The organism is Parasediminibacterium schistidii, from assembly GCF_046546515.1.
GTDB lineage: Bacteria > Bacteroidota > Bacteroidia > Chitinophagales > Chitinophagaceae > Parasediminibacterium.
Genome location: NZ_JBKHKJ010000003.1, coordinates 135,318 through 154,426, shown reverse-complemented (window position 1 = coordinate 154,426; position 19,109 = coordinate 135,318). Strand labels below are relative to the sequence as shown.

The 19,109-nt window shown below is 43.2% G+C and carries 11 protein-coding genes; 9 read left to right on the top strand and 2 right to left on the bottom strand.

The annotated features are described in order from the left end of the window. The first annotated feature begins 30 nt into the window (after nt 1-30). From ACHFIY_RS02825 to ACHFIY_RS02810, 4 genes are all read left to right on the top strand, one after another. On the top strand, nt 31-3,228 hold the full coding sequence (locus ACHFIY_RS02825; protein WP_410844536.1) for a stalk domain-containing protein: 3,198 nt from the start codon (nt 31-33) through the stop codon (nt 3,226-3,228). A 202-nt stretch (nt 3,229-3,430) separates the two neighbouring features. Continuing rightward, entirely contained in the window at nt 3,431-3,691 is a 261-nt protein-coding gene (locus ACHFIY_RS02820) for a hypothetical protein (protein WP_410844535.1), read from the top strand. Between the two features lie 374 nt (nt 3,692-4,065). After that, nucleotides 4,066-5,697 (top strand): hypothetical protein, encoded by a 1,632-nt coding sequence (locus ACHFIY_RS02815; RefSeq protein WP_410844534.1) that lies wholly within the window; start codon nt 4,066-4,068, stop codon nt 5,695-5,697. Between the two features lie 15 nt (nt 5,698-5,712). Beyond that, nucleotides 5,713-10,332 carry a chitobiase/beta-hexosaminidase C-terminal domain-containing protein gene (locus ACHFIY_RS02810; protein WP_410844533.1) on the top strand — a complete coding sequence of 1,540 codons (4,620 nt, stop codon included), beginning with the start codon at nt 5,713-5,715 and terminating at the stop codon, nt 10,330-10,332. Nucleotides 10,333-10,381: 49 nt separating this feature from the next. Here the strand turns inward: ACHFIY_RS02810 and ACHFIY_RS02805 are convergent, their stop codons facing one another. Then, the gene (locus ACHFIY_RS02805) at nt 10,382-11,581 is read right to left on the bottom strand and encodes a bifunctional 3,4-dihydroxy-2-butanone-4-phosphate synthase/GTP cyclohydrolase II (RefSeq protein ID WP_410844532.1); all 1,200 of its coding nucleotides are present in this window, start codon (nt 11,579-11,581) and stop codon (nt 10,382-10,384) included. 921 nt (nt 11,582-12,502) lie between these two features. Further along, nucleotides 12,503-13,372 (bottom strand): helix-turn-helix domain-containing protein, encoded by an 870-nt coding sequence (locus tag ACHFIY_RS02800; protein ID WP_410844531.1) that lies wholly within the window; start codon nt 13,370-13,372, stop codon nt 12,503-12,505. Between the two features lie 232 nt (nt 13,373-13,604). Between ACHFIY_RS02800 and fucP the strand changes: the two genes are divergently transcribed. The 5 genes from fucP to ACHFIY_RS02775 all read left to right on the top strand — a co-directional run bounded on the left by fucP (nt 13,605) and on the right by ACHFIY_RS02775 (nt 18,892). Next, nucleotides 13,605-14,873, top strand: coding sequence for an L-fucose:H+ symporter permease (gene fucP / locus ACHFIY_RS02795; RefSeq protein WP_410844530.1), 1,269 nt, complete (start codon nt 13,605-13,607; stop codon nt 14,871-14,873). A 148-nt stretch (nt 14,874-15,021) separates the two neighbouring features. After that, a complete protein-coding gene (locus ACHFIY_RS02790) occupies nt 15,022-15,357 on the top strand; it encodes an L-rhamnose mutarotase (protein ID WP_410844529.1) in 336 nt (111 codons plus the stop codon). 222 nt (nt 15,358-15,579) lie between these two features. Then, the gene (locus ACHFIY_RS02785) at nt 15,580-16,635 is read left to right on the top strand and encodes an aldo/keto reductase (RefSeq protein ID WP_410844528.1); all 1,056 of its coding nucleotides are present in this window, start codon (nt 15,580-15,582) and stop codon (nt 16,633-16,635) included. A 222-nt stretch (nt 16,636-16,857) separates the two neighbouring features. Next, complete coding sequence (locus tag ACHFIY_RS02780) at nt 16,858-17,877, top strand: zinc-binding alcohol dehydrogenase family protein (protein WP_410844527.1); 1,020 nt, start codon at nt 16,858-16,860, stop codon at nt 17,875-17,877. 175 nt (nt 17,878-18,052) lie between these two features. Beyond that, the gene (locus tag ACHFIY_RS02775; protein WP_410844526.1) at nt 18,053-18,892 is read left to right on the top strand and encodes an amidohydrolase family protein; all 840 of its coding nucleotides are present in this window, start codon (nt 18,053-18,055) and stop codon (nt 18,890-18,892) included. The last annotated feature ends 217 nt before the right edge of the window (nt 18,893-19,109 follow it).

The window sequence follows — 19,109 nt, the reverse complement described above, 5'->3', positions numbered from 1 at the left end:
ATAAACGCCTGTCAAATCCTTTCAAATAATATGAAAAAAAGAGTTTTGTTTAGTTTTGGTGCAATACTATATTTTACCAGTATATATGCACAAGTACCCCCTTTAGCCGCCCCACCACAGGATGACGGTTTGCCTTATACGCATTCTGCCAGGCCAAAGGCACTAAGTGCAATAGCCAATACCACGGCCATTTTTGCTGGAAGCAAGTATGCGTATCTGAATGGATATAGAATACGGCTAGATACAAAAGACATCTTAAGGGCAGAAGCTGTCTTGAAAAATGGGAAGGTATTTATCCCATTGGCTTTTGCTGCTGTGCTTGCACAAAAGGAAATACACCCAAAGCCCATCCCAAAAGGATTGGAAATATTAGAGGACAGGTGGGTGTATGAGGTAAGCCGTGAAAATGTAACGCTTCCTGCATCTATTGAAACAATAACGGTGAAAGGAGCTACTTATTTTGATGCAGCCGCATACTCAAAAAGCCTAAGCAAACAAGTCTATCAAACCAAAAGAGGGCTGTTGCTTATCAGTAATAATAAAATTAACTACAACGAAAACGACAAGGTATTGGATGATTGCGTTGTTACTTTGTTTGATACACCTGAAAAATTTGCCGACCCCGATATTGCAACGCAATACATACCTACCTTGAAGCGGCAGGGCAAGTGGACAGATTTTGTGAAGGTTACCCCCGAGCAACAGAAGGTGTTGGATGGCCCAGAAACAGACTGGCAGTTTACGCCTGCATCCAAATATGATTATACTGGCTTCAATACCCGTTTGCTAGGTTCCAAAGTGCCGGCACCGGGCATTTACCCACGGATATTGTTTAGCGAAGCTGATATACCCATGCTGGCCGAAAGGATCATGAGTAGCAAGTTGGGTCAGAAATCGATGATTGAAGTGGAATATTTGCTAAAACATAGTTGGTGGGATGAATCAACCAGCGATGGCAAGGTTTTCAAGCAATTATATAGTGGCAACCTTGCAGTTTTGCAATGGCCTGAAGGCAACGTACCTAATGCCCCACCTAGCAGTGTACCCCATCAATTTAAAGATGAAAAGGCTGGCATTTACAACTCGCATGTAAGTTATGTGCCGGAATGTTTGACGGACATGGCTTTGTATTGCTTGCTTACGAATGACGATGTGCATGGAAGGCAGGCCGCCGCTGCCATAGCCAATTATTTTAAATTGCGCGAGCCACTAATAGAAGAATGGGTGAAGGCTAGCGATTCTGAATTGGCGACAAGCTACACAAAACCCGATGGAACAAAAGTTGCTGTTGGGGGCAATGGGGCAGCTACTGCTTGGCGCAACATACATGGGGTAGTGGCACACATGAACCTAGGCTTGTCATTGGATTTTGCTGGTAAATGGATGACTACCGAAGAGAAAGAACTCATGCGGCGGGTGATAGCCAAAGCAACTTATGGCAGGAGGGGGTATGGTCAAGACGGCCCGCTGCGTTTCAGGGATATTAACTGGGTTGCATGGGACTTGCCTAATTTCTTGGCAGTAACGGCTATTGAAGGGCTGGATGGTTTTGACAAAGAATCCTACGAGTCCAATTGCGAGACTGTAAAAGCGTTTTGTGAATGGGGGATAGACGACTCGGGTGTTATATATGAAAGCAATGGCAAAACACCGGGCGGTATGCAGTTTCATACCTTGGCCATGATTGCTTTGGCTAGGCGTGGCGACAACTTATGGGGGCATCCGCATGTGCGTAAATTATTGCATGGGCAAGTGATGATGACTTCGCCCGATGGTAAAGTGGTGGTAAACAGCGGTACGCAGTATGTGCCTTTTAGCCAATCTTATTTCAGTTTGCAGACCATTGATGAATACAAGTCTTTTTACCCCGGCGATTTAAGTGCCGATTACCTGCTATCGCAGCCAACCGTTTTTGGCGACAAGAATGACGAATACCAAAGAGGCTGGATGATTAATGATTTTGATGCCAACAAATACAAGCGGGACGTAGCCAATGTAAAACGCTTGCGGATGCCTAGCCCAATGTATCCCGGCTTTGTGCCTGGCCTGTTGTACGATACGGATTTTAAATTGACAACCCGGGAAGATTTGAATTTGCCTCTGAATTTCAATGCGCCAACGCATGGGGTGTTTTCCAGCTACAGTGATGCTTCGCTAAATGCCACATGGATAAACATGATGGTGCGGCCAGACCATTACCTAGGTGGCGGCCACCACCACGCCGATGCGGGAATGTTCCACTTTTCTGCCTTGGGCGTTGATTGGATCACGGAAAGCCCTTTCCCACAGGTATATGATGGCAAGTACCATAACCAAGTGCTGGTTGATGGGGAATCGGAGCCAGAAGGCGCATCTGGTTTGGGCACGGGATACCAGGCTGCGGCTACTTATATCGGCGAAGCTTCAAATGATAATGCTGGTTTTGCAACGGCTGATTTAACCAACTCCTATACTTACAGGTGGCAAACACAGCCCGGTGCAATTTGGGAGGATAAGTTAAAAGTATTGAACTGGGAATTAGACCCATCGCCACAGAATTTAAAAATGTTTGCTGGCACATCCCGCTACAAGATGCGTCCTTGGTGGGCTACTTACAATTACTCCAACTACATTGCCACCTCTAGGGCATTGTTCAACCCGATGGAATATGTATATCGTTCTGCTGGGTTGGTGAGGGGCAAACATAGCTATGGCGTGGTGGTGGATGACTTGAAAAAAGATGGACAGGAACATCTCTACCAATGGACTGCCATGCTGAATGGCGGCGTTTGGCAGGCATCAGTAAAAGGTATTCCTAAAAACCAGATTGTATTGGCTAAGCGAGATTATGACGTAAAAGCAAATACGGGCAAGGCAATGATTTCGCCTAAAAATGGTGAGCCATTATTGTTGGTTGCTTATATTTCAGATAAAACAAATGAAACGGATGCCTTGCCGTTGATGCAGGTTTCTACAGAAGTGGGCCCGCCCAATTCCCGTATTGCCAATACACAATTTTATGATCGGTTGGCTGTGAATACCAAATCGGTGAAAGCAAATTATAAAGTACTCTTGATACCTTTTAAATATGGGGAGGAGCTACCAGTTATTGCAACAGAAAATGGAAAAACAACTGTAACGTGGAAAGACGGGCAAAAAGATGTGTTACTGTTTTCGGAAGATGCAAGCAAACGAACTAAAATAACTGTTCAAAGGGAGGGAAAGGTGATTTTAGAAAGTAAGAAGTAGGGTTTTGCAACGAAGGCACAAATAAGCTAGGTATTATTTAGCCACAAAGGCACGAAGACTCAAAGCAGCACAAAGGAGATAAGGAAGAAGAAAAGAAAAAAAGGAAGGCTTTTTTTGTGTTGAAATAAAAATGCCTTGTATAAGCAATTTGGTTGTTTGTATAGATACAATTGTTCCTTGTATGCCCAAAATTGTTGTTTGTATGGGCAAAAATGTTGTTTGTATGCGTGTTCGGGTTGTTTGTATGCATAAAATTGTTCCTTGTATGCGTAAAATTGTTGTTTGTATGGACAATCCGGCAGTCTTTTGGGGCATACAAGGACAAATTGTCTGTATTTCAATGAAAAGGTTGGGTGATGTTATGGTTTTTCTTCGCTTTCTGAAAGTCTCCTCTCTGCAACTTCCCGAAAGTTTAAAACTTTCGGGAAGTTTTTTGAGTTGCGAAGCCACTAAAAGAGATTAAGAAATCCCTTTTATCTGTTTAGGCGAGATGCGCTGCGCTAACATCTCGCCCAGCGTAACAACCCAACGTAAAAACAAGCGTAACCACTTCCCGAAAGTTTTAAACTTTCGGGAAGTTTGAATCTACGCTTCGGTAAAAGCCCAATAGATAGCTAAACCTTGAACGGTGCTATCGCCGTAAAAGCCAAATAGCTGGCTGATAGCTGGGATACAAAAGAAATTTTATTGTTTCGGCGAAGCCGAAACAATATTGGATAATGCTGGTTCTTTCCGTCATTTCGACGAAGGAGAAATCTAACCGAATAAAGGATTCGCCAATGTTTGATGAGATTTCTCCTTCGTCGAAATGACGGGAATATAAAGATAGAATACCCCATGAAGAGAACAATACATTTTATCATATTGATTGTATGCTTCCTGCAAGCATCAACGCATACCCATGCGGCCATATACCAATGGTCGGTGCCGCTGGAAGGGAAAGACAAGGAGTCGAGGGCGTTCCTTTGGGTGCCGCCAGCCTGCAAGCAGGTGAGGGGGCTGATTTTTGCCAATCAAGTAATTTTAGAAGACCTTTTTTGTGCCAACAAACAAATAAGGGAGGCTTGCACAAAGGAAGGCTTGGGGATAGTATTGGTTTTCAGGGGGCCTTTCACGCAATTTAATTACAAGGAAGGGGCAAGCAGCTTTGCCCAAATACAAAAGGTATTGGACGATTTGGCCGCAGTGTCTGGTTACGCTGAAATAGCCACTGCACCATTGCTTACCATAGGTCATTCTGGCGGGGCGAATGGTGCATACAGTATTGCCTATTGCAAGCCCCAACGGGTGTTTGGCATATTGACTTTACACGCCGCCGCCATGGTAAACCCACCTGAGTATGACCAAAAGGCAAGGATAGAAGGCATACCCATAATGGCGGTAACGGGGGAATATGAATCGTGGACAAGCCCCTTGGTACCGCTTGACAAACATTGGCGATGGCTGCGGGGCGATTTGCTGGACTTGCGGGGCAAGTATGAGCATTCGCTTGTTTGCGAAGTGGTGCAACCCGGAGCCGGGCATTTTAATTTTGATGATAAACTGGCTGCACTCTGTGCCATCTTCGTACAGAAAACAGCTCATTACCGCATACCTGCGGGAACGACTGAGAATGGGAAACAAGTAGCCTTAAACACGCTTGATGAAACCAAAGGGTGGCTTACAGATATACATATCATGGATAATAACCGCTTCCATCCAGTTGCGTTTAAGGATTTCAAGGGCGATAATACCCTTACTTTCTGGCATTTGGATGAAGAAATGGCAAAGGCCGTGGATGCCTTCCCCCAATTATATGGTGGGAAAAAAGAACAGCGTGTTTGTTTTATGCAAAATGATAAACCCGTGCCTGCCTCGTGGATAAATGAACTTGCTTTTCAGCCCTCAGCGGATGGGATAACTTTTTGTGTAAAAGCAGGATATCTTACCCAAACCCCTGAAGGGGTGGCAGGTGCAGGTATTCCGATAACACATAGCACGAAAGGCAATATCCATTTCAGCCTAATTGGTGGCTGGGGCGGTGGCGGCGAGCAGGTAGGGGCAGACAGCTTCCGCATACGCTTTGACCATTTTGGCACCAGCCGTTTTTGTTCCAATATCCAAGTGATGGCCTATAAAGAGGGCGATGAAACCTACAAATACGCCGAGCAGCCCGCACAAATAAAATTCCCAGAGAAAAATACGCAAGGCGAGGCACAAGCAATCGATTTCCCCGAAATACCTGCCATCAATGATAAAACCCAATCTATAAAGCTGGGTGCGGTATCATCTGCTGGGTTGCCCGTTTATTATTATGTGAAGGATGGGCCAGCAATCGTAATTGGCAATATACTTGTTTTGAATAATATGCCCATAAAGGCAATATACCCTATTAAAATAACGGTAGTTGCCTGGCAATGGGGCAGGGGGATACCCCCATTGGTACAGGCCGCTGTGCCTTTGGAAAGGGTGGTTGTGATTAATAAATAGAAAAAAATTAAAAAAATGCGTAAACAATTACTCTTATTACCAATACTCTTACCACTATTTGCTGTACAATCTTTCAGCCAAGACAGGGCATATTACCAAGAGCCTGCATGGCAGCCAAGGGGTATTTTGCCTTATGCAGATGCCATCAACAATAATTTTTGGCCAAAATCGCCCGAAGTAAATGTAAACTACAACGACCCGCTATTTGACGAGGGGCAATTGCCAAAAGTGCCAGCCTCTGGCATTTACCCAAGGGTTTTAATAACGCCATCGGATGTGGAAAAAGTACGTGCCAAGCTAGCGATGGGGGAGAAGGCACCTATTTCTTTCCGCACCATGTGGGCAAGGGTATCCAAAGCGCAAAGCCCTTTTTATGCACTAGTTACAAAAGATAAAACATTGGGCAGGCGCTTGGCAGAGGAGTTGGTAGGGAAGATAAAAGCATTGGGACCAAAGCTGACGGATATGGACAATCACTCTGATAGGGATAACCTATGGGCAGTGGAGCGGTCTATTGTTGCTTCTGGCGAACCCGACCCACCCTCTGAAATATGGGATTTATTGAACTACGATTACCTCCACGAGTGGATGACACCCGATGAATGTGAACTGGCTCGAAGTACTATTGCACGCATCGTTAAAAACAGGATTTCCAATTTCTTGATGGTGCCTGATCATTTTATGATCAACAACCATGAGGGCTTTGGCATGGAATATATCAGGCTAATGCTGCTGATTGAAGGGCAAAAAGGTTTTGACCAAAAGCTATTTGACTTGGCGGCGCACAAGGCAAATGCCATGCTGGATTGGTACCTAGACAAAGATGGCATGTGCTACGAGTCTATCAAAGGTTGGTTAAATGTATCCGCCTTTGTGGCAGTAGGGCTAAGGCATCGGGAATTATTAAAACATAGCCACTTGATGGCCAAGATGCACTTTTTCCAAGCGGCCATCCGCTGGGAAGATGGGGCATGGAAGATAAGGGACGAAATGCGGGCATCGGCATTCCATGTTATTTGGATGATGCACTACTACCACCCAAAAGATGAAAGCATTGATTTTTTATACCAATCCACTTTCTCAACCCACCCCTTCTTGACGGATGCTGAAGCCAGATGGCCAGACCCAGTAGGTATTTGCATGGAACTATTGTTGCTATACGCAGACCAGGGCATGGTGGACAAAGAAAATAAACCCCTGGACTGGACAAACCAAGCATTGATTGATAAACTGCACCTGCCACTAACCTGGCAGGATAGCGCAAGGGGATATGTAGATACCCGAAATTCCTGGCGGAAAGACGACCTGCATGTAGGCTTTGTGTGCAAGCAGGATTTTTATTATGGTGGCCACGAAGGCTCGGAAAACAATAGGCTCACCCTTTGGAAAGATGGGGTAAACTGGGTGCAGGACAATAATATGCTGGCCACAAAAGCCACTTTCCTGCAAAACATGCTTACGGTAGATGGCAAAGGCTGCCATTGGCCGCCTGCACCCGGCAATTGGCTGGGCATCAACGAAACCAAAGAAGGGTTGGTAGCGGCAGGTGATGGCAAGATAGGATATTCCTATACCAAGGTGATGCAAGTGCACCCGTTGGCGTTCCCTTCTGCAAAACTGCCTTATTACGCGCCTTTTGCTGAAGGCAATTTCGATTTGAGCCGTGATTTGCAAATAGCTTTCCAGCCTTCCACCATCAAATACAACGATGGCTATGCCCATACCGACTATGGCCCATGGAGTGGGGAAACAAGGCTGGTGGAAAGTTACAAGCCATTCAATGTTATGGAACAGGCTTATCGCACGGTGCAGGTAGCCAAAGGTGCATACCCGTATGTGTTGGTGATAGACGATGCTAAAAAAGACAACGAAAAACATTATTTCGACTGGAATATTTCCGTGCCAATAGATGCGGAATTGGTAGAAGCAAGTACGCCAGAAGTGGTTTTTCAAAACACGGAACCATCCTCAAACAGGGTAGATGATATTATTTTAACCAAAGCGGGCATAACCAAGAATCCGAAAACAGGCAAGTTCCTGTTTAAGAAAGGCGACCCGCTTTGTTTGATAAGGATATTGTGGCGCAATACAGATTATGGTTTCCCTGTGCCAAAGCTGGAAAAGTTTCAAGGGTATAGCTTGGTTACGGTACCCGCCCATTCCATTTCGCCCGAATTTAGGGTGCTGATTTATCCCTATCAATTTGGCGACCCCATGCCCAAAACCGAATGGAACAAAGACAAATCGGCTTTGTCAATAGAAATAAAAGACCAAAAAGATCTATACAACTTTAGTCAAACAGATGGTGGAAGGACTGTTTTAAACATGGCAAGGAATGGCAAAAGCACTTTGACCAGCCATGCAAAACCAGCCAAGCCCAATTTGATAGTAAGGGGTAGCCATTTTAACCAAAATGATTACCGGTACACAAGAGACGAGCAAAAAGTGCCTGTTTATTTGGTAGATGATAGCTTATTTGTGCAATTGGAGCGGATAACAGCCCCTGCCCAAATCTACTATACGCTTGACGGTACAGAACCCAATAGCCAATCATCAGTTTACACAAAAAGCATTGTCATTAATAAATCTTGCTTGTTAAAAGCCAGTGTTATAGATACCTCATGGCAAGCAGGGCTACAGCAAAGCGATGTGTTGAATGCCCGTTTCATCGCAAAAAAAGTAGTAGCTGGATTGGTGCAAGCACCACCAGCAACAAAAGCAGGTTTGCTCGCAAGCGTGTATGAAATCAATACTAAACTATACAATGACAAAGGCTTTTTTGAAGCATCTAAAATAATGTTGCCCAATTTAGATGGCTACAAGCCTTTGCAAACCTCCATTGCAAATGGCTTTGTATTGCCCCATGTAACGACTAGCCAGCCTATGGCGCAACAATGCAAAGGTTTTTACCGCTTTACAGGCTATTTCTATGCAAGCGAAAAGGGTGTTTTCACTTTTGATGTCAATTCATGTGGCCCCGTTTTGCTGGAGGTTGGCAGCCAATCAGTAATTGAAGCCACTGGTTTGTTCCACCAGCAGCAAAGCCACAGGAAAGGAGAAGTGGTGCTGGGCAAAGGCTGGCATCCTATTAATTTGGTGGTATGCGACCCTTTGTTTTGGAACATCAATAGTTTAGAACCCATGCCTTTTGAAGTTTCCTATACCATTGATGGTGGCGAGTTGCACCCAATAGCTTCCAATGAGTTGCTATATGACGGGAACATAAAAGTAACTACTACAGCATTGCCTGAAAAACTTACATGGCATGAAGCAATAAGTTCCTTACCTATGCTGGAAACAGGCTTGGACATGCAAGTGTTCGACCGCACAGGCAAACGCAGGGACAATGATTTTTTAGATATTGAAGCCGCACAGCCATTTGTAAGCGAAAGGGTAACCACGATGGAAACAACTAGTAGCCGAAATACGATACGTGTTTACAACGGCTATTTTCAAGCAACTGTTTCTGGCACCTACCACTTTAGCCTGCCAATTAGGAATGGGGATAATGCAAGTTTAGGCGGCACACAAGCGAGTTGCCAGAACCACTTGAAAATAGACGATGAATACATTGTACAGCATGGTGTTTATGGGCGCAACCCAACTGGTATAGTGGCTTTAAAAGAAGGCTGGCACCGAATCTCTATCAGGTTTGGTACTGGGGAAGCAAGCTGCAAGGTAGATCTTCCCGATGGGCAAACTATTCCTTTGAATGGCAATAATTTATACAGGCCATCTTTGGTTGATGTATTACCCGCAGGCACGGCTTATCATAAAAGTTTGTATGAGTTATATGCACCAACTAAAGTTTCTCTTGATTTTAGCAAAGACCCACAAGCAGAAATACGATATACTTTGGATGGCACAATGCCGAATGCTCAATCATCTTTATATAAAGGGCAAATAACCGTAAGCCAAACACTCAACTTAACTACGGCAGCTTTTAAAAATGGCAAGGCAATTACGGCTCCTGCAAGCATGGGCTTCCATTTGGTGAAAGTACCTGAAATGGGTTCGCTTGGGCAGATTGACTTTAATGGCTGGGATGGCACAAGCAGGAAATATCCCACTGTTTCCAATTACAAAGTGTGGGTAGCGCCGTTGTCAACCCTTGTTAACGGTTTAAAAGGGAAAGTGCTGGAGATGCAGTCATTGGAAGCCAATATGCCTATTGTAGATGTAAACGTGGCAAAGGGTGGTGGTACCAAGCCAGGGTTTAAACTATACGATATTAAAATGCGGGAAAATGCACTTACGGTGGCATTGTGGTTTAAAACAGATGAAAAAACAGGGAAGCTATTTGGCAAGGATGGATACAATGCTTTTGGTAAAGGATATAAAACCCTTTCGTGCAGCATTAACAACGGTAGTTTGCAAGCTATGCCCAACCGTTTGTCAGGCGGCAAGATAGAGTTGGGAAAATGGCAGTTCGTAGTATTGACGGCCAATGAAAACCAAATGGCTTTGTACCTAAATGGTGTAATGGTAGCAAGTGCCGCGGGTACAAAAGAGATTGCCACAGATGCGCTAGATTTCTTTACAGGTCACCACGCTATTGCGGGCAGCGTTCAATTGTTCGACAGGCTTTTGGATGCCAACGAAGTGAAAAGGTTGTATGATTTTGGTAAGGAGTAGGAGGGATATTCATGTAGGGGGGTATTCAATACGCCCCTACATAGATAAACTACCTCAAAATTTCATGCCCTAGCTTGTCCCGCTTTGTTTGCAGGTATTTTTCATTAAACTGGTTCGGGATTATTTCTATCGGTACTATTTCCACTATTTCCAAGCCATAACCTTTCAAGGCAGCCCTTTTCCTAGGGTTGTTGCTCATCAGTTTCAATTGCGTTGCACCAAGCATCCGTAGCATTTGGGCACCCACGCCATAATCCCGCTCGTCCATGGCAAAGCCTAGATGAAGGTTGGCCTCTACTGTGTCCATGCCTTCTTCTTGTAGTTTATAGGCTTTCAGCTTGTTCATGAGCCCAATGCCACGACCTTCTTGGTTCATGTACAAGATTATGCCCTTGCCCTCATCTTCTACCATTTTCATGGCTTTGTGCAATTGCTCGCCGCAGTCGCATCGGAAACTAGCTAGGATATCGCCTGTAAAGCAGCTGCTGTGCACACGGGTAAGTACTGCTTCGCCTTTTTTCCATTCTCCTTTTACCATCGCAAGGTGCTCGGCATTACTGGTTTTATCCCTGAATGCTACTAGTTTAAAATGCCCATATTTGGTAGGCATATCCACCCGCACCACTTCCTCTACTAGGCTATCTATGGTAAGGCGGTATTCAATCAGGTCTTTAATGGATATAATCTTTAAGTTAAGCTTCTTGGCAAGTTCTGTAAGTTCTGGCAACCTAGCCATGCTGCCATCCTCGGTCATTACTTCTACCAACACTCCGGCAGGCTCTAGTCTAGCTAGCCTTGCTAGGTCTATCGTTGCTTCTGTATGCCCGGTGCGGCGGAGTACACCGCCTTTTTTAGCAATCAATGGGAATATATGCCCTGGCCTGCCTAAGTCAGCAGGCTTGGTCGCTGGGTTTATCAATGCTTGTATTGTCTTGGACCTGTCTTGTGCAGATATGCCTGTGGTGGTGTCTGGTGCAATTAAGTCAACAGAAACTGTGAATGCTGTTTCGTGCAAAGATGTATTGGCTGGCACCATTGGTTTTAATTCCAACTCTGCACAGCGTTCCTCAGTCAATGCCACGCAAATCAACCCCCGGCCTTCCCTTGCCATAAAATTAATGGCTTCAGGCGTGGCAAACCTTGCCGCCATTATAAAATCGCCTTCGTTTTCACGGTCTTCGTCATCTACCACAATCACCATCTCGCCTCGCTTGATGGCTTCTATCCCTTCCTCTATCTTGTTCAGCATCCCGAAAAATTTTTGCAAAAATAAGATAGGATAGCCGTAATGCAGTTTTATTAACAATCAATTTCAGTAATCGAAAGGTTTATGCTTCTCGCCGCAGGGCATTGTGCAACGAAGAATTGCCATAAGTATGCAGACTTAATTAGCTGACCTTACGCATACCGAAAAACTTTTATGACCCATTTCCAGGGGCATTGCTACCTTGGTTTGGCTGGCTTTTGGCGCCCTGAATTTATTTTTCAGGTGTTCCTGTATCATAACTCATTGAAATACAGTGCTTTTGTGTTTTTTAAGATGCGTATTTTGTGCTTATTTTATGCATACTTTATGCTTATTTTATGCATACTTTATGCTTATTTTATGCATACTTTGTGCGTATTTTGTGCATGATTTCCGCAGAAAAGTGAGTACTTTTTGAGTGTTTTTTGAGTACGGATGTAGTTCATAAAATGTTTTTTTTATGTTAAAAAAATGAGTCACACGAGGCAGCGAGCCAAGGCTAGGGCGGCCGTAGGGATTGAACCAACGAAAACAAGGGATTATATACTACAAAAATGGGCTTGATTTGAGACCCGTGCAAAAGAACAATCCTATATGGGGGAAATATGCCCCCATGAGTACCCAAAAATGCCCCCATGGTGGAGGAAAATCTTAATTAAGTACATACTATTTATTTAACCCAGATTTTGCAGTTGAAATCTATTGCAAGACCCAACTACTTCAAAGACAAGCACTTGCTTGATTTTTTGGCCTTGCCATAGTTCACTATGTTTTCGACCAAAAATTCGGCTCAAGTACCTGTCTTTATTGCATTTGAGCCTTTCATAACGAAGTCAACTGCAAAATCTGGGTTTAAAAGACCTCACCCCAACCCCTCTTAGAATTATATTAAGATAATGATGGCTTATTAGTTATAAGCAAAATTTATATAAAATGCTTTTGGGTGTCTTTGTACTCAGTAGGGGTTTTGCCGGCTATTTTTTTAAATACCCTGTTGAAATAAGACATGCTTTCAAACCCAGTTTCGGCGGCTATGACAGTGAATGGGAAATCGGTTGTGGTAATGAGGAACTGTGCCCTTTCAACCCTTTTTTGCTGTATATAGGCAAGCGGCCTAATGCCTGTGTCGTGATAAAACATACGCGAGAAATAGTCGTAGCCTAGGTTAGCCCGATGGGCGAGGTATAATACAGTAATGTTCTTGGTGAGGTTGGTTTCTATATATTGGATGGCATCCAGAATTCTAGATGGTATTTTTTTTGTATCGGGGAAATGGAAATGCCCTGGCACAAGGAAGCGTGATAGCAATTGCAGGATAATGCCTTGCGTTTCAGCCAAGGTAGCTAGTGGCTGGTGGTTGTTCAGCTCCCGGAAACTTTTAATCACTGCACCTTTTTCATACACCTTGGGGTTGTCGGAAGTTCTAAGCCCCCTTCCTGGGTTGATATGCAGTATCCTTTTAAAACATTCTATATCCATGTCTGAAGCTTTTATTTTTAAAATTTTCCTATTGTTGGAAAACAAGGAACTGCCATCCTGAGACTCCTCTACAAAATGTATATAATACTGGCTTAGGAAAGCATCGCAGGTTTGGTTTACGATGGTAAAACTGGGTATAAGATATATGAAGCCTTTTTCCAAAGTGATAGAATAATCGGGGTTTGAAAGCAAACCCTCCCCAGAATCTATATAATACAGCCTGTAAAATGGGCTGATGACATTTTTATAGTCCCAGCTTTTGTTCAACTGCACATAATCGGTGTTCAATAAAGAAAATATTGACTTTAATAGCATCTACAATGAAATTTATAGTTGCTAAGGCAGTGATTGCCCATTATGCAACAGTGGGTGCAAATATAGGCAGCTTTTTTTGATAGTCGGATTTGTTCAAACAATACGCTGTTTTGTGTAATGGAAATGAATAGAATATCATAGAGATTTGCTTTTTAATTAAAGGTCGCTTTTGGCGGCCACGATAGGTTGCTTTTATTTATTTTTCAATGCTTGCCAAACAGTTAAAACGATTATGACTCCACAGAAAAAAACGGTTGCGCAACCTTCTGGAAACTACCAGTTTGCATTTATCCTTGTTACTTCCTTGTTTTTCCTTTGGGGCTTTGCGCACAACTTGGATCCTATTTTAATCCCACATTTAAAAAAATCATTTACCCTTACTACTACCCAATCTACTTTAGTAGATTCTTCTGTGTTTGCTGCTTATTTTTTAATGGCATTGCCAGCAGGGTTTATTATGAAGAAGTTTGGCTATAAAATCGGTATCATTATTGGGTTATTGTTTTTTGCCACAGGTGCTTTTTTATTTATACCTGCTGCAAACACGCAGTTGTACAATTTCTTTTTGGTGGCTTTGTTCGTGATGGCTTGTGGCCTTGCAATATTGGAAACCGCTGCCAACCCTTATGCCGCTTCTTTAGGCGCACCTGAAACTGCTACCCAGCGGCTAAATTTGTCCCAATCCTTTAATGGCTTGGCAGCAGCATTGGCACCAGTGATAGGGGCAAGGGTTATATTGACCAAAGGCTTTTCCGATGAGGAATTAAGCAAAATGACGGAGGCTGCCCGCAAAATAGCACTTGCCTCAGAGGCATCCTCGGTTAAAGCTCCTTACATGATATTGGGGCTGATATTGGTAATAATTGCAGTCGTATTTGCTTTTACCAAGTTGCCTGTTATCCAAGAAGAAGGCCGTGGCGAAGCTAGTAAAAGCATTTTCCATGCCCTAAAGCACAAGCACCTTTCATGGGGGGTATCTGCCCAGTTTTTTTATGTAGGGGCACAGGTTTCTGTATTTAGCTTGTTTATTTTGTATGCTACCAAATCAGCCGGGTTATCCCAAGTTATGGCAGCAGATTATCTAGGTATATGCGGTTTTTTATTCCTGATTGGGCGGTTTTTAGGTACTTTTTTAATGAAATTTGTACAACCTCAAACATTGCTTGCACTTTATGCAGGCATTAATATCCTGCTTTGCGCAGTTGCCATAACTGCCACGGGAATGATAACCATCTATGCTATTTTAGGCATTTGCTTTTTTATGTCTATTATGTTCCCGACCATCTTTTCCCTAAGCATCAAGGATTTGGGTGGGGATACAGAGTATGGCAGCAGCTTGGTAATCATGTCTATTGTTGGCGGTGCTATACTACCAAGAGTATTTGGGTACATCAGCGATGCTACAGGCAATATCCAACTGGGCTATTGCGTGCCATTGGCTTCTTTCACAGTTATACTGTTGTTTGGCTGGAAAGGGTATAAAACAAAGCAATCTTTATAGGGTTCAAAACCCTATAAAGATTGCTAGAAATTTTACTAAAAAGAAAATGGTTTGCGAAAATCATTTTATCAAAAGTCTTACAAGTAAAAGGCCTCAATCATTAGAATCAGTCAAATCATTTAATCAGTGGTATAAAACATATTACACAATGAAAAAATATTGCCTTGCGGTAGATTTAGTGGATGATGCTGCATTGATTGCAGAATACGAGAACTGGCACAAGGCGGGCAACGCATGGCCGGAAATTACACAAAGCATCAGGGATGCTGGTATTTCCAACATGGAGATATACCGCCTAGCAAACAGGATGTTTATGATAATGGAGGTGGACGATACTTTTAGTTTTGAACGCAAAGCCGCTATGGATGCTGCAAACCCCAAAGTACAGGAATGGGAGCAGTTGATGTGGAAATTCCAACAGTCCATGCCATTTGCAAAGCCTGGCGAAAAGTGGCTGTTGATGGATAAGATATTCCAGTTGTAACACTTTTTTTGTTCACCACATAGACACATAGAAAAGCATGAAAAGTTCAACATAGGGTTTACAAATGCGGTGGGTGCTACCAAAAAAAGCAATTTCGAATATCCTATGTTGTTCTTAATGAATAATATTAAGAATATCAAATTATAGGTTTTATCTATGTGGTTATGTGCCTATGTGGTAAAATTTTATTGACAATTAATACAACATTTAATATAAAGCCCTATGCAAACAGCATTTGAAATAAAAACAACCCCGGGCATATTGGATGAAATGGGGCCTGTTATTTTTGGAACGAGTGGGTTAGGTAATTTGTACGAAGCTGTTCCTTATGCCACCAAACTTGCTATTGTAAAAGCCTGTGTGGAAAATGCCCCTGGTATGCCTGTGTTTGACTCTGCTGGAAAATATGGCGCAGGTTTGTCATTGCAAGTACTCGGGCAGTGCCTTATGGAATTGGGTATAAGCCCTGACAAAGTAATTATCAGCAATAAACTAGGCTGGGTCCAAACGCCTTTAACAACGCCTGAACCTACTTTTGAGAAAGGGGTATGGAAAGATATTCACCACGATGCGGTACAAAAAATAAGCTATGATGGCATCCTTGAATGTTTTTACCAAGGCAATGAACTATTAGGTGGGTACATGCCACAAATGGTATCGGTACACGACCCAGACGAGTACTTGTCAAAAGCTACAAGCAAAGAGCATGAAGATGAATTGTACCACGATATTTTAGAAGCTTACAGGGCATTAGCCGAATTAAAAGCGGCTGGAAAAGTAGCGGCCATTGGTGTTGGGAGCAAACATTGGGATATTATAAAGAGGATTTCCGACGATGTGGCACTAGATTGGGTAATGGTGGCCAATAGCCTTACCCTGCATAGCCACCCGGCGGAACTGATTGACTTTATTGCATCACTTGAACAACGTGGGGTATTTGTAATTAATTCTGCCGTGTTCAACGGTGGCTACCTGATAGGAGGCAGCCATTACAATTATGCCCCAGTGGATACTGCAACACTTGAAGGCGAGGTACTAGATAAATGGCGGGAAGGTTTCTTTACGTTATGTAAAAAATACAATATAGATCCTGCCGAGGCTTGCTTCAGTTTTAGTTTTAATGTGCCGGGGGTAAAATCAATAGCACTCAGCACCACTAAGCCCGAGAAAGTGAAGCGGAATATAAACATGGCTACTTCACAAGTGCCACCTGCTTTTTGGGAAGCAATGGTAACAAATGGGCTGCTTGAACCTAGTTTCCTGCCTGTGGCAGGTTAAGAGATTTTCACCACATAGGAACATCGGACAAATAGACCTATAAGGTATAAATAGACCTATCAGTAAAATAGGCTAACACAGGTTTTAAAATTAGGCGCATTTTGAAAAAAGCAGCCATTTTCAGTAACCTATGTTGATCTTTATAATAATGAAACCATTACATCTTTTCAGTTTCTTACTATGTGGCTATGTGCCTATGTGGTGAGTATAAAATAAAATATCATGAAAGCATTGGTATGCATAACACCTGGTTCTTTTGAATATAAGGACATGGAAAAGCCTGAAGTGCCAGAAAATTATACATTGCTCAAAATAAAAAGGGTTGGTATATGCGGCACCGACTTGCACGCTTATGAAGGTACACAGCCTTTTTTCAATTACCCCCGCATATTGGGGCATGAGTTGGCGGCTGAAATAGTGGAAACACAGCCTGGCAATGGCTTTTCTATAGGCGAAGCCGTAACCATTAGCCCATATTTTTATTGTGGCAAATGTATTGCCTGCCGCAGCGGCAAGCCCAATTGCTGTGCAGCTATTAATGTGTGCGGCGTGCATATAGATGGTGGAATGAGGGAATACTTGGCTGTACCTACTTATTCATTGATACATGGCGAAGGCTTGAGCTACGATGAACTAGCATTGGTGGAACCATTGGCCATTGGCGCACATGGCGTAAGGAGGGCAGCGGTGGAGCAAGGGGAATATGTCTTGGTAATTGGGGCTGGCCCCATAGGCTTAGGGACAATGGAATTTGCACGTATTGCTGGCGGCCATGTAATAGCACTAGACATTAACGAGCAGCGCTTGCAGTTTTGCAAAGATAAATTAGGGGTTGCGCATACCATTAATGCCCTATCAGACGATGTTGCAGGCCAGCTAAAAACCATCACCAATGGTGATATGCCTACGGTTGTGATTGATTGCACAGGCAACCTGAGAGCCATTAATAATGCTTTCCAATACATGGCACATGGGGCTAGGTTTGTGCTGATTGGCTTGCAAAAGAACGAAATAGCATTTAGCCATCCTGAGTTTCATAAAAGGGAAGGCACGTTGATGAGCAGCCGCAACGCCACCTCGCAGGATTTTGAGCATGTGGTGGCCTCCATGAAAAAAGGGTTTGTGAACCCAACCAATTATATCACGCATAGGGTTTCGTTTGGGGAGGTAAAAGATAATTTTGCTAGTTGGCTGGATCCCAAAAATGGCGTGATAAAAGCAATGGTAGAAATGGATAAATAGTTGTTATTAAAAATTAACCGCAAAGCCCGCAAAGCGATTTACGCAGAGAAGCCGCAAAGGGAAATACCTTAGACAAGAAAATACGTTTCACTTAGAGGACGCAAAGGCGGGGGGGGAAAATCTATAGTAAACCACTTGTCTTATAATTTTTGTTCCTAACGATAAAACTTGTGCAATGGAAAATAAGCAATATACACTAGATGCCCATCAGCATTTTTGGTATTATGAGCCTGTAAAACATAGTTGGATCAACGATGAAATGGCTGTAATCCGCAAAGATTTCCTTCCTGCCGATTTAGCCCCTATCCTTCATCAAAACAATATAGATGGCTGCATTGCAGTGCAGGCTGACCAAACCGAGGTAGAGACAGATTTTTTGTTGGCATTGGCCAAAGAGAACAATTTTATCAAAGGAATTGTGGGCTGGGTTGATTTGAGGGCAACTAATATAGAAGAAAGGCTGGCTTATTATGCCCAATCAAGTAAGATACAAGGTTTTAGGCATGTTTTGCAAGGGGAAGAACCATTTTTTATGCTGCAACCCGCATTCCTTAATGGGATAGCCGCACTGGCTAAACATAACTTTACTTATGATATACTGATTTTTCCTAAGCATTTAGAGGCGGCTACTGAGTTAGTAGCCAAATTTCCTCACCAACCGTTTGTAATAGACCATATTGCAAAGCCATACATTAAAGCGGGGCTGATAGATGAATGGGCAAAAGGTATAAAAGCCATTGCCCAATGCCCCAATGTGCATTGCAAAATAAGTGGTATGGTAACAGAAGGCGATTACAAAAACTGGAAGCCTACGGATTTTACGCCTTATATGGATGTGGTAGTAGATGCATTTGGCATCAACCGCATCATGTATGGTTCAGACTGGCCGGTGTGCCAGGTGGCTGCTTCGTATGAAGCTACATTAGGTATTGTAAAAGATTATTTTAAACAGTTTACGATAGATGAACAGGGCTTGTTTTTTGGGGGAAATGCCAGTTCGTTTTATAAGATTTAATCCTTTCTTCTGTTTCCTTAAGAATGTGATTTAAATAAGTCGAGCAATTTTAAATTAGGCTATCTAAGAATGAATTAACCTTCTCAAATAGCCTTTGCGTTGACTTTGCCCCCTTTAGGGAGATGGGGGCAAGTGCAACTTTTTTTTGTCTATAAGTACACCCTTGGCGCGTTCTCTGCGTTTAATGGCTTTGCGGCCTTTGCGTTTAAACTTGCTC